Annotated in this window: 14 protein-coding genes and 1 pseudogene; all 15 read left to right on the forward strand. The window is 70.3% G+C overall.

The window, feature by feature from the left end; all coding sequences use genetic code 11:
• Positions 1-114: 114 nt before the first annotated feature.
• Positions 115-750: pseudogene (locus tag HLK59_RS22210) on the forward strand (C40 family peptidase); the annotation flags it as partial.
• A gap of 145 nt (positions 751-895) precedes the next feature.
• Positions 896-1,261: a hypothetical protein gene (locus HLK59_RS22215; RefSeq protein WP_171143246.1), complete on the forward strand. Its 366-nt coding sequence runs from the start codon at positions 896-898 to the stop codon at positions 1,259-1,261.
• Between the two features lie 243 nt (positions 1,262-1,504).
• Complete coding sequence (locus HLK59_RS22220) at positions 1,505-1,813, forward strand: DUF6112 family protein (protein WP_171143247.1); 309 nt, start codon at positions 1,505-1,507, stop codon at positions 1,811-1,813.
• A complete protein-coding gene (locus tag HLK59_RS22225) occupies positions 1,813-2,499 on the forward strand; it encodes a hypothetical protein (RefSeq protein WP_171143248.1) in 687 nt (228 codons plus the stop codon). The genes HLK59_RS22220 and HLK59_RS22225 overlap by 1 nt, the downstream gene beginning before the upstream one ends.
• A 41-nt stretch (positions 2,500-2,540) precedes the next feature.
• Positions 2,541-3,905: an ATP-binding protein gene (locus tag HLK59_RS22230; protein ID WP_171143249.1), complete on the forward strand. Its 1,365-nt coding sequence runs from the start codon at positions 2,541-2,543 to the stop codon at positions 3,903-3,905.
• An 88-nt stretch (positions 3,906-3,993) separates the two neighbouring features.
• Positions 3,994-5,466, forward strand: coding sequence for an SCO6880 family protein (locus HLK59_RS22235; protein ID WP_171143250.1), 1,473 nt, complete (start codon positions 3,994-3,996; stop codon positions 5,464-5,466).
• 59 nt (positions 5,467-5,525) lie between these two features.
• Positions 5,526-5,990: a DUF6238 family protein gene (locus HLK59_RS22240; RefSeq protein ID WP_171143251.1), complete on the forward strand. Its 465-nt coding sequence runs from the start codon at positions 5,526-5,528 to the stop codon at positions 5,988-5,990.
• Positions 5,991-6,179: 189 nt separating this feature from the next.
• A complete protein-coding gene (locus HLK59_RS22245) occupies positions 6,180-7,694 on the forward strand; it encodes an ATP-binding protein (protein ID WP_171143252.1) in 1,515 nt (504 codons plus the stop codon).
• A 109-nt stretch (positions 7,695-7,803) separates the two neighbouring features.
• A complete protein-coding gene (locus HLK59_RS22250) occupies positions 7,804-8,523 on the forward strand; it encodes a hypothetical protein (RefSeq protein WP_240982568.1) in 720 nt (239 codons plus the stop codon).
• 95 nt (positions 8,524-8,618) lie between these two features.
• The gene (locus HLK59_RS51155; protein WP_240982569.1) at positions 8,619-8,756 is read left to right on the forward strand and encodes a hypothetical protein; all 138 of its coding nucleotides are present in this window, start codon (positions 8,619-8,621) and stop codon (positions 8,754-8,756) included.
• 741 nt (positions 8,757-9,497) lie between these two features.
• Complete coding sequence (locus HLK59_RS22260; RefSeq protein ID WP_206327442.1) at positions 9,498-9,983, forward strand: hypothetical protein; 486 nt, start codon at positions 9,498-9,500, stop codon at positions 9,981-9,983.
• A 290-nt stretch (positions 9,984-10,273) separates the two neighbouring features.
• Positions 10,274-11,071: a hypothetical protein gene (locus tag HLK59_RS22265; protein WP_171143254.1), complete on the forward strand. Its 798-nt coding sequence runs from the start codon at positions 10,274-10,276 to the stop codon at positions 11,069-11,071.
• Positions 11,072-11,554: 483 nt separating this feature from the next.
• Positions 11,555-11,956 (forward strand): hypothetical protein, encoded by a 402-nt coding sequence (locus HLK59_RS22270; RefSeq protein WP_171143255.1) that lies wholly within the window; start codon positions 11,555-11,557, stop codon positions 11,954-11,956.
• Positions 11,953-12,288, forward strand: coding sequence for a hypothetical protein (locus HLK59_RS22275; protein WP_171143256.1), 336 nt, complete (start codon positions 11,953-11,955; stop codon positions 12,286-12,288). The genes HLK59_RS22270 and HLK59_RS22275 overlap by 4 nt, the downstream gene beginning before the upstream one ends.
• Before the next feature lie 184 nt (positions 12,289-12,472).
• Positions 12,473-12,694, forward strand: coding sequence for a hypothetical protein (locus tag HLK59_RS22280; protein ID WP_171143257.1), 222 nt, complete (start codon positions 12,473-12,475; stop codon positions 12,692-12,694).
• Positions 12,695-12,772 lie beyond the last annotated feature (78 nt).

The following is a 12,772-nucleotide window of genomic DNA, read 5'->3' on the forward strand; positions in this document are numbered from 1 at the left end:
GTGCTCGCGAAACACCCGTCGCTCCGCGGTCAGCCCACCCCCTTGCGGATACCTCATATGACCGGCCTACTGCGAGAACCAACGCTTGTCAGCCCCTGCGACATCACGCCAACAAGGTCAGTAACCGTCACCCAGGCCGCACAGGCGGTCCAGCACTCGGCATACCCCAACGCCTACGCGCAGTGGGAGGACCTGGCGACCGCCCTGCAGACAGCGATCGCCGCCACGTTCCCCGACGCCGACCAGGACACCCGCGAGACGGACACCGCCTCCAGCACCACGTCCTGCGCGGCAACGGAGGACGGCTCGGGGTACGGCACCATCCCGGAAGGATCGGTACCGAGGGGCTACTCGATCCCGAAGGACGCCGATCCCACGGCACGCAAGGCAATCGCCTGGGCGATGGCGCAGCTCGGCACGATGTACCAGTGGGGCGGTACCTGCACCGCGCCGCACGGCCCCGACCCGATGGGCCGCTGCGACTGCTCCTCGCTGACCCAGCAGGCATACGCACACGCCGGCATCCCGCTCACCCGCACCACCTACACGCAGATCAACGAGGGCAAGGCCGTCTCCACCAAGGCACTTGAGCCCGGTGACCTGATCTTTTCCCGCGGCAGCGCCGCCCGCCCCGAACACGTCGGCATGTACATCGGCTCCGGACTCGCGATCGAGGCACCAAGGACTGGAAATCCCGTTCGCATCACGTCTCTTGCGGACTGGGACGTCCTCGCCGCCCGCCGGGTCATCTGCCCCTCGGCCGGAGTTCGGCAACCCCGGCCCACTACTCCTGGCCGGAATACCCCCTGGGCCTCGTCCGCCCTCCTCGGGGGGACCGCCCCCGCAGGACACGCCGTCCTGCTCCTCCCCTTCCCTGACAGTACGGAGCATCTCCTTGACAACCCGCCACCGCGCCCAGCGCGCCCTCGCGGCAACCTCTCTGGGCCTGGCCATCGTTGCCGGCGGCCTGGCCACCGCCTCCACGGCGCAGGCGTACGACACCGGTACCACCAAGATCTCGTGCAGCGCGGTCAAGGTCCGCACGTCACCCTCGACAACGGCCACCGCAGTCGGCGTCGCCTACCGCAACGACAAGATCACCTACGACCAGTGGGTCTACCGGAAGGCCACCAAGACCTGGTGGACCCGGGGCACCGTGACCCGTAAGTCCGACGGAAGGAAGCTGCGCGGCTACGTGATCTACAAGTGCGCCAATCCGTACGGCACCAACGGAGCGCCCACCCCGTCGATCCCGAAGTAGCCCATCCCGGCAGCCTGTTCGGAGTCTGAGCCACAGCGCCATCGGCAGCAGCATGGCCCGATCCGCGGCCTCGCCTCAACCTCGGCACGACGCCTGCCGTGTCCGATCCGCCCTCGCGGACGCCGACCGGGCCAGCTGGCTTCCGCCCCGCTCGTCGGCCCTCCGTCTCATGGCAATCGGCTCGTCCCTTCTCACCTTCTGTGATTCCCGCGCGCCGGGTTTCGGCGTGCCCAAGGAGCCTTGTTGCACCTGCTCTCAACCGTGCAGTACCTGGCCTACGACCCCGGCATCACGCCCTCCGGCGGCGGGCTGCCTGGCCTCGCCGTGCTGAAGAACGTCGTCAACTCGATCAACCTGTTCGCGATCGTCGCCGTCGTCGGCGCACTCGCCGTCTCCCTGGGCGTGTGGGCCTGGGGCCACCACACCGGCGGCCACCAGGCCGAGGCCAACGGCAAGAAGGGCGCTGTCGTCTCGGCCGGCGCCGCCCTCGGCCTCGGCGCCGCCAACGGGATCGTGGCGTTCTTTTCCGCCTTGGGGTCGCAAGTCCACTGATGCCGAAACGAATCCCCTCCCTGTCCGGCTACGGCCTCGCCTGGTCGACCCGCCAGCGCACCCTGGTCATCGCGGCCGGCCTCGCCGTCCTGCTGGCCCTCGCCGCCGCCGTCGCCCTGCTCACAGGCCGCACCACAGCCAGCGACAGCCAGACCGCCGAACCGTCTGCAGGATCACACAGCAGCACCACTTCTTCCGCCAGTGCGCCGGCATCGGCAGGGGCTGCCCCAGTCGCGAAGCCCCCGCAGCTGGCAGACCCGGTCGCCTTCGCCAAGGCTGCTGCCTCGATGCTGTGGTCGTACGACACCCGCACCACCAGCCGTGATCAGCAGATCGCCGGAATGCGGGCGTGGCTGACGACAGAGACGCAGTACGCCGACTGGTCCTCGATCAGCGCGCAGGTGCCGGATCCGGTGCTGTGGTCGCGGATGGCCGACCAGAACCAGTACGCCACGGCCACCATCACCGAGGGCCACTACCCCTCGGCGTTCAAGGAAGCACTGGCGGACGATCCGTCGGCGATCACGGAGGCGTACATCTACGCCGTCACCGTCACCGGCAAGCAGCAGATCGTCTGGAAGAAGGGCGGGGCAGGAGCCGAGGACCGCTCCCTCACCCTCGCCGTGCAGTGCCGCCCCAACGCGAACTGCTCGCTGGTCGCCATCGCCCCGAGCGTCGCGCCCTGACACCCCCTGAGCCCACCTGAGAAAGGAGGGGTGACTCCCCTTTGGGCTTTTGCGACCTCCCCCTCACCGGCACCTTGTGTGCCGTCGGCGACGCCGTCGATTTCGCCTCCGACCCCGGTACGGCCATCGGTAACTGGATGGCCAAGAGCGCGGGCGAACTCGCCGCAGCCGCCGCCGACCTGGCCGCAGAGGCGGTCGACACCACCACCAAGGTCGACCTCAACGCGACGTGGTTCCGTGAGAACTACGAGATGATCCTGCCAATCGGCCTGATATGCCTCGTCGCCACGTTCTGCGCCCAGCTCCTGCGCGCCGCGATCCGCCGCGACGGCCAGGCCCTGACGCAGGCATTCACCGGCACCGCCACCGGTGTCCTGTTCGCCTTCACCGCGATCGCCTTCACCACCGTCGCCATCGAGGTGGTCGACGCGCTCTCTGCCGGGCTGTTCAAGGCTGCCAACACGGACATCGCCACCGCGGTACGCCGCATCGTCAAGGTCTCCCAGATCCCGGGCCTGGAAGCACTGGGTTGGCTGGTCGCCGTCTTCGTCGGCGTCGGCGCCGCGATCGGCGCCATCTTCTACTGGTGCGTGATGGTGGCCCGCAAGGTCGGCATCCTCGTCATGGTCACGTTGGCCGTTTTCGCCGGTGCCGGCGGCGGCTGGGAGGTTGCCCGGCGCTGGCGCAGGGGCTGGATCGAGGCCACCGCCACCCTCGTCGTCTCCAAGTTGCTCATGACCGTGATCTTCGTCCTGGGGATCGCCGCGATGGGCAAGACCGAGGCCAAGGACGGCATCGCCGCCCTCGCCGACGTCATGGCCGGCATCGTCATCATGGCCTTGGTGCTGCTGTGCCCGTACGCGACCTTCAAGTTCGTGCACTGGGCCGCCTCCGAAGGTTCCGACGCGGAAACGTTGCACCGCTCCGGCGGAGCCGGCGCGCAGATGGCCCGCCAGCACGCCGAGCGCGCCGGACGCAAGGCCGCCGCTGCGGTCGCCACCACCGGATCCGGTGGTGGCGCGGCCGGAGCGAGCGCCGCTCCCCAGGGCCCAGAATCCGTTCCGGGCGGCTTCCCCGGCGACATCGCCGCCAACCCCACTCCGGGTACTGGCATGGAAGGCGGCAGCTCAAACGCTCCGTCGTCCGGGAACGAGGGGATCAAGAACGGTCTGGACAAGGCCGTCCAGCCCCCGCCGACCAGCTCCCGTGACGACACCACTGGTCAGATCGGCGGCGCACCCGGACAGGGCGGCAGTCCTGGTTCTCCCTCCGGCGGCAGCGGCTTCATGTCGCAGCCCGGCCCCGGAGCCTCGGCACCGCCACCTCAAGGCGCCCCGCCCGCGCCGGGCCCGGCCACAACCGCCAACGGAACGGGAACGCCACCGCCACCGCCCACGGGTCTGTGACCTTGCCCAACTCCGGGGCGGCGCGCGCCGTTGACTTCGTCGCCGTGTGCCGCCCCGGCCACCACCCTGCGCACCACCGGAACGGCCCTTGTCTGATCTCACCGTCACACCGCTCACCGTCAAATTCCCCCACCGCTCCCGGCGCGGCATCCTGCTCGGCCTCTCCCTGCCCCAACTCGTCCTCGTGTCCACTTCGCTGGCACTGCTCCTGGTCACGGTGATCTCCACGGGGCTGCTCGGCACCTTCGCCCTCGCCCCGCTGTGGGCCGCCGTCGCCGCCCTGGTCGTCATTCGACGGCACGGCCGCTCTCTGATCGACTGGGCGCCGATCGTGCTGCGCTTCGCCCAGCGGCGGCGCACCGGCCAGAGCCTGTGGCTGGCCCGGCCCGTCACCCGTCCCCGCCAGGACGGCATCCTGCACCTGCCCGGCACCACCGCCTCGCTGCGCGTCGTCACGCCCGGCGATTCCGCCAACGGTGCCGCTGCCGTCCACGACCCGCACGGCCAGACCCTGACCGCTGTCGCCCGCGTCTCCAGCAGAGCCTTCGCGCTCCTCGACCCGGCCACCCAGAACCACAACGTCAGCAGCTGGGGACGGGCCCTGGCGGGCATCGCCCGTTCCGGACACGTGGCTACGGTGCAGGTCCTGGAGCGCACCGTCCCCGACAGCGGCGACACCCTCGCACGGCACTGGAGCCAGCAGGGCCACCCCGAGACACCGGTGGCCGGGCAGGTCTACAGCGAACTGGTCGCTTCCGCCGGACCGGCCGCCGCCCCGCACGAGGCGTATCTGGCGATCTCCCTCGATCTGAAGGCGGCCAAGCGCCTCATCTCGCAGGCTGGCGGCGGCCTTCCCGGCGCGTTCACGGTGATGGAGCAGACCACCAGCTCGATCGCCCAGGCCGCCCGCAGCGCCGGACTGATGGTGACCGGCTGGCTCTCGGCGCGCGAGATCGCCGCCGTCATCCGCACCGCCTACGACCCCAAGGCGCTCTCCGCACTGCAGCAGTGGTCGGAGTCCGGGCGAGCCGAGGCCCACCCGGCCGCCGCCGGGCCCGTGGTTCAGGTCGAGGAGTACGACCGGCTCGCCACCGACACCGCCCGGCACACCACCTACTGGGTCGAGGACTGGCCGCGCACCGAAACCTCGGCAGGGTTCTTGCACGGACTCATGTTCACCGCCGGGGTCCGCCGCACCTTCTCCCTTATATACGTGCCGCAGGGGCTTGAGTCCGCGATGCGCGACGTGCAGCGCAAGAAGGCCGCGATCATCGCCGACGCCAACGAGCGGTCGCGACGCGGACAAGTCGAGTCCGAAGCCGACTCCGTGGAGTACGCGGACGTCAAGACCCGCGAACTCCAGCTGATCGCCGGGCACGCCGACGTCGCCCTGACCGGACTGCTCACCGTGAGCGCCGAGACCGACGCCCACCTCGACGCCGCCTGCGCCCAGATCGAGACCGCTGCCGTCACCGCCCAAGTCGACCTGCGGCGCCTGAACTTCCAGCAGCCCGACGCGTTCACACTCGGCGCCCTCCCCCTCGCCCGCACGGCCCTGTAACGCCCGCACCGGCCATCCGCCGACGTCCTGCCGCCGCGGCAGGAAGGAACCTTTCCCCCTTGACCTCTGCCCTCCCCGTCGAAGACGCGTACCCGTACCTGCGGGCCGCCAGTGCCGGCATCCGCCACCACGCGCGCGCCCTCGCCCCTCACCCACAGCACCCGGCCTCTCCCACCGACCGCGCGCACCTCGACGTGCTACACGCCCATATCACCGCCCTGCACCAGCTGCTCGACCAGCTCGCCGAAACCACCAGGCCCCCGCATCCCTCCGCCGGCCGACAGCTCGCCACGGCCCACACCCGGCTGTGGCAAGCCACCGCCGCCATCCACGACGCCTACCACCTCCTTCCTGTGGCGGACGAGACCGGCTCCGAATGCCACCCCGAGCGCCTCCCCGAGGGACCGCCCGTCCTGACCATCTGCCAACGCCACCTCGCCGCCGGCCACGCCGTACGCCGCAAGACCACACCGGCCGACCTCAACACCCCGGCACCCAGCCGCACCACTACCTGCGCCCAGTGACCCCCACCTGCGAAAGGCCCCGCATGCGCAGGCGCTCCACCTCCGTCGCCGTCACCGTCGCCACACTCATCGAACTGGACTGGTCCGGTGACGGCGCGGGCTACTGCAAGCCGCTCCAGTTCAGCGCCTCCCCACGCGTCTGACCTGCGCAGTGTGCCCTGAACTCCGTCACGTGAAAGCCACCCCGTCATGAGCCACAGGCCCGCGCGTCGCGCCCGCCGCGCCAGTGCCAGCCCGCTGTTCACCCCGCACGGCACCGACCGCGCCTCGCGCAAGGCCGCCCGCCGACAGCTCGCCGAAGCCGCCGCCAAGGCACGCACCGAAGCTGCCGCCCACACCGGCAGCTCCGGCGCAGCCGAGCACGAGATGCCGGCGCCGCTCTTCCCACCGGCCGGACGCCCCGGCCCCGCGTCCTCGCGCAACAACAAGATCAAGCTGCCTGCCCACCGCATGACCACCGCCACCGCTTCCGGGGCGTACCCGTTCCTCGCCGAGGGCGGCCTCGGCGCCGAGGGCATCTACATCGGCCGCGACGTCCACGCGGAGGCGTCCTTTTGCTTCGACCCGTTCGCGCTGTACGGCAAGATCGAGGGCTTCACCAACCCCAACGTCTTGTTGGCCGGGGTGATCGGGCAGGGCAAGTCGGCGCTCGCCAAGAGCTTCGCACTGCGGTCGATCGCCTTCGGCTACCGGGTCTACGTCCCGTGTGATCCGAAGGGCGAATGGACGCCCGTGGCACAGGCTCTCGGCGGCACGTCCATCGCCCTCGGCCCCGGGCTGCCCGGCAAACTCAACCCGCTGAACGCCGCGCCGCGCCCCAACAGCGTCTCCGAGACCGACTGGGCAGGCGAGATCCGCAAGCGCCGCCTGCTGCTCCTCGGCTCTCTGGCCCGCACCGTCCTCGGGCGGGACCTCATGCCGATGGAGCACACCGGCCTCGACGTCGCCCTGGACGCCGTCGTCGCCCGCGCCGCCGCGAACGGACGCACCCCGCTTCTCGGCGACATCGCCGCCACCCTCAACGACCCCGACGAACTCGACCGGGTCGGCGGGGTCATGTCCGGCCGCCTCGGCGACGCGTCCCGCGACCTGGCCCATGCCATGCGCCGCCTGGTGCACGGCGACTTGGCGGGCATGTTCGACGCGCCCAGCACCGTGGCCTTCGACCCCAACTCGCCCGTGCTGACCATCGACCTGTCACGTCTGGGCGGATCTGGCGACGACACCGCCCTCGTCCTCGCTATGACCTGCGCCTCCGCGTGGATGGAATCCGCACTGTCCGACCCGAACGGCGGCCGGCGCTGGATCGTCTACGACGAGGCATGGCGCCTGATGCGCCACCCCGGCCTGCTCGCGAGAATGCAGTCCCAGTGGAAGCTGAGCCGCGGCCTGGGCATCGCCAATCTGATGGTCATCCACCGGCTCAGCGATTTGCTCACCGCGGGGGACGCCGGATCTCGCGGCCGGGCGCTCGCCGAGGGCCTGCTCGCCGACTGCTCCACCCGCATCATCTACCGCCAGGAGACCGACCAACTGCACGCTGCCGCAGCTCTGCTGGGGCTCACATCCGTGGAAGCCGACGCGATCTCCCACCTCAACCGTGGTCGAGGGCTCTGGAAGGTCGCGAGACGCAGCTTCATCGTGCAGCACCTCCTTCACCCCCACGAGCTGGCGCTCTTCGACACCGACGCCCGCATGCACTGACCCCAGGATTTCCGACCGCCCCGGCTGCCTGCGATTCTTCAGCCCTCACCACCGGGAACCAATGCCCCCAGCCCGCACCGACTTGAACGCCTTCGCTACCCACCTGGCCTTGCGCCTGCCGGGTATCTGGAAAAGCGAGTACCACCACCACTCCGCCTACGAGGACCAGTTCGCCCTCACCGAACAGCTCTGGGACCACGGTCATGTCGACTGGGTCGCCAGCGAGTTCGTCCTCACCCACGACGCCGTCCTGCACAGGCCCGACGGCATGCGCCTCTACGTCACCGACCGGCCACTGCACCCGCACGAGTTCGTCGTCGCCCCGCTCGAGCCGGACGACACCCGCCTCAAGCCCCACCACTTCGTCGGCGTCGCCGAGCCGAACGGCATCGCCGTCCCGGACGATCCCGTACGCGCCTCCACCCGGATCACCCGCCGACTCCTCCCCCGCTACGAACACGCGCTGCAGGCCGTACGCAGAAACGCCGCCGAGCAGCCCGAGCCCCCGCACCGGCCCGCTCCGCCGCAAGTTGCCCAGGTGGTGACGCTGACCTGGTACGACAACGGAGCGCTCGGGGCGCCGTATACGAGCGTCCCGGAGCAGGCGCGAATGACGCTGTACGCGCACGGATTCCAATACCACCCGCACCAGGCGGCCTTCCTGCTGCCCGCTGCGTACGGCGAGGACGGTCGTGCTCTGCGGATTCGGGCGGTCGCCCACCGGCTCGCCGAGCAGGGCATCGGGGTGAACCTGCGCCACGCCGCACCGCCCACAAACGCCGTGCTGCCGCCCTCGCTGCCCACGGCCGCCCGAGGACATCACCGCTGACCGCGCCTTCGCCCGGATGACGGTCTGTGGCGGCGCCGGGGAGGTGCAGCGTGCGCTACCTCGGCACTCCCTCGGGGCCTGACATACGGGCCGCGATGAGCGCGGGACGCCTCGGTTGTATGACCACCCCGGCACAAGGCAGTCGCATCCCCGAAGGCGCCCTGTATGCCTGCGACAACTCCAAGTTCGGTAGCGACGGCAAGGGCCGCTACTGGCCCGGAACCGAGGCGTGATTCGCCTGGCTGTCGCGAACCATCGACAGGTACGGGCCGGATCGCTGTCTGTGGGCGCTCGCCCCGGACCAGCCGTTCGACGCCGCCGGCGCCCTCACCGAGTCGCTGTCGTGGCTGGCCCGCATCCGAGAGCTGGGCGTCCCCGCAGCCTTCGCAGCACAGGACGGTTGCGATCAACCCGGGCTGCTGCTCTGGGACAGCTTCGACGTCCTCTTCCTGGCCGGATTCGCCGAATGGAAACTCGGCCCGGTCGCCGAACGGCTGGCCCGCGAGGCAAAGGCCCGTGGCAAGGGCGTGCACATGGGTCAAGTCCCGGTCCCGTCTGAAGATCGCCGAGTGGTTCGGCTGCGACAGCGCCGACGGCACCTACCTCGTCTACGGGCCCGACAAGAACCTCCCCAAGCTCCTCAAAATGGCTCGACGAACTCGACGGCACGCCCTCCCTCTTCGGCGGCACGCACCCCTCCGGCGCCCACGACGCGCTATCGAGCACCTCACCCGCGCACAAAGCCCCCCGCCACCGCACACCACCGCATCAAGCGTCTGCCGCGAGAGCACAGATATCTCCGCCCGCAGGGACACCTGCTCCTGCCGTACCGACGGCCGGACATCCAGGCCCCCGAACCCGCTGACCGCGCCGTCCCCCGCCGCACACTTCCAGGAGCCCATCTGCCCTTCCCCTACGACCAGGTCAGTCAGCTGCACTCGCTGGCCGAGCGCATCCACAACGCGGCCGATGAATTGCCGCTCACCGACTCGGTGCACTCCGGCGTCGGCAACCTCGATGCCCTTGACGACTGCGTCCGCGACGTCGCCGGACTGATCACCCACCTCACCACCGCGGCAGCCTTCGCCGCGCGCACCGTACGACTCGGACGCGCCCCTGAGACCGATCTCACCCGCCGCACGGTCGCCCAACTCACGCTCACGGTCGGCGCCTTGGGGCACGCCCTGGCCGAACTCGGCGAAGCCGTCGCCCACGCCGGCGCCCTCCACCAGTTCGCCGCCGCGCCCCGCTCGACGCAGCGCGATACGGCGATCGAGTCCACCAGGGCCCTGCTGCACGCTCGGATTGACAGCACTCGCGGTCGGCTGAACAAGGCCGGCGGCGGGCTCCATCAGCAAGCCGATCGGCTCGCCGCTGCGCCGACACCCAACCGCAGCCCCAGCCCGACCAGCGCCATCCCTGTCACCCCGCCCAGCCCTGCCACCCCCCGCAGCCGCTGAACTTTTCCCGACCAAGACCCTGGAGCACGCCCATCCACACCGCCCGCCGCACCCTGCCCCTGCTCGTCTGCGCCGCGCTGCTCACCGGGGCCGCCACCGCCTGCAGCAGCGACAACGCCCCGTCCACGAAGAAGTCCGTCACCACACCTGCCGCGCCGAAGCCGGCGCCCGCCCTCAGTGACGCGCAGGCCCGCGCCGTCATCACCCACTACTCGAAGACCAACAACGAGGCCAACGCACAGCGCGACCGCGCCCTGCTCGACACCGTCGAAGACGGCCCGCTGTACGCAATGTCGGTATCCGACTACACCGAGACCGAGGGCCTGCCCAAGACCGACCGCAAGCCGTACAAGCCCTGGTCGTACGACACCTCCAGCGCCAAGCTGTACATCCCGCGCTTCACCGCCGGCCAGGAACGCTGGTTCGCCGCCGCCCTCTCTGGCGAGAAGGGCAAGAACCCGAGCCTCATCGCCGTCTTCGCCGAGCAGCCAAAGAACAAGCGGTGGGAGATGGTCTCCGTCGTCGACCTCGACAGCACGACGCTCCCGCACATAGCCCTCGACAAGCATGGCTACGCCACCGCGGTCGCCGCCACGGGCAACAAGCAGCTCGCGGCCGACTCCGACGTGCTGCGCAACGCGGTGATCGACAACTTCGCGACCGGCGGGACGAACACCGGCACCAAGGTCTTCGCCCCGACCACGTCCAGCAAGCAGCAGATCAAGGTCCACGACAAAACAACCCGCAAGTTCGGGAAGTTGGGCACCACCGTCTTCGCCGGGGGCACCAACCGTTTCAAGGACGCCTACGCGCTGAAGACCAGCGACGGCGGCGCACTGCTGCTGTTCGCCCACACCCACACCCAGACCGACGCCGTCGCACACTCCGGGCTGCAGATCAACCCCAGCAAGGACGACAACGCCTGGCTCCACGGCATCCCCCACACGTCGGTGACGTACACGTTCGTCTGCGCCGACGCCGCCACCGTCCCCGCGAAGGCCGCCCCGTCCCGCCTGATCGGCTACACATGCGCCCGCACCAACGCCTCCGGCCCGCCCGTCGTCTCCGCGCCGACGGACCGCGCGTAGCCGACATGAGAAGCTCCTTGTCCCTGCCACACCCCGACTTCGAGCTGTACGACAACGTTGGCCGCACCACCGGGCAAATCACCGCTCATCGGGACGACCGGCCAACCATCGACGACCTGCATCGCTAGGCCGCCTACGACGCGCGGGAGTTCAGCGCCTCGCTTCCCGACAATGACGATCTGTACTCCAATCCCCGGGCACCGCCGGCTCCTGAATGGAGACAGGTTCGCAGGCAGCTCGGCGTCGCCGTCCTGTCGGCCACGAGACATGGCTCGCCGAAAGCAAAGCATTCGCACGCCGGGTGCGCGCCGCAGTGCCGGGCGGCCCGGTAGTTCTGTCCACACCCAGCCCGCGGCTGCTCACCGCCCGCTCTGCGCCGCCGCCGACGTCCCGTACTGCCACGGCGCACCGCTGACCGCTCCCAGAAAGGATTCGCCTCTGTCTGACCACTTCCGCTTCGGCGCCCACCCCGACCACGGATTCGTGGCCGCCGCCACCGCGGGCATCCCCGCCCACCTCGCCAACTGGTTCCTCGTGCGCGAGCAGTTCGAGCCCGTGCCCGACACTTCGGGCCTGTACCGGCTTACCAACCCCGATCGGGACGGGGTCCGCCGCACCCGCCAGGCCGTGCACGATCTTCGACGCCACGGCTATGAAGTCCACGCCGACTACGGCCTCGACCCCGGCCGCAGCGCCTCTCCGCCCCAGCCAGCCGAGCGCAACGGGCTGGTGGAGCGCCGCAACCGCATCGCGCAGGCAGCGGCCACCCGCTCCCTACAGCAGCTCGGTGCCCCGCCCACCGCGCTCCCTGAGTTTCCGCTCCAGCCGGGCACCGTATCGGAGGGCGGCCAGACACAGGCAGCCGGGACGGGGCGAAGCCGGTGAGCGACGAGCCGATCCGCATCACCCGCGGCCAGGGCGGCGAAGTCGACGTCGAGGGCCCTGTCGACGGCTTCGCCGCCAGCATCCTCAAGCGGGCCGGGTTCAACACCTACCCCCAGTTGCGCGGCGTCTGGATCCGGCTGCCGTTCGACCTGGGCCGCCGCTGGGAGAACGAACACGCCACCTGGGCGGCCGAGATGCTCACCGCTGCCCGCTACAACGTCGACCTCGACCCCGGCCTGCAGCCCACCCAGCCCGCCGCGTCCGCATGGTCAGCACTGCGCCGAACGAAGGTCATGACAGCCCAGCCTCGTGCGGAAAGGCGAGCCAGGTAGCTGCGGGGCGGTGAGGCCCGCCCTGGAACATGTCGGCAGTCATTGCCCATCGTTCGTGGTCCAGCCACGCACCGTTGATGTGCTGGAGGCTCCGGAGCCGCCTCGTCTTCGCCCAACACCCCACCGCTTTCCCGCCACCACCGACAGGAGATCCGCCTTGCCTGAAGCACCAACAGAGCCGTTTATGACGATCCGGCACACCATCACCGGCGAGATCACCACCACCGGCTACAACGCCGCCGCCCGGCGGATCCTGCTCCAGGACGGCTTCGAAGAGACGCCAGGCTGCGCCTGCCGAGCAACGGCACCCGGTACGGAGCGGACGCACGGGCCTGCTCGGCGGCCAGCGAGCTGCTCGTCGCCAGCCATCGGGTGCACCTGGACCGAGCCCTCGGTCGGCCGGTGAGCGCTGCCGGTACGCCCCGGTTGGCCCGGTCGCCGATGTCGGCACAGTCCGTGATCCGCTCCGAGAGCAGCCCGCGTC

The sequence above is a fragment of the Streptomyces sp. S3(2020) genome, from assembly GCF_013044505.1.
Taxonomy (GTDB): Bacteria; Actinomycetota; Actinomycetes; order Streptomycetales; family Streptomycetaceae; genus Streptomyces.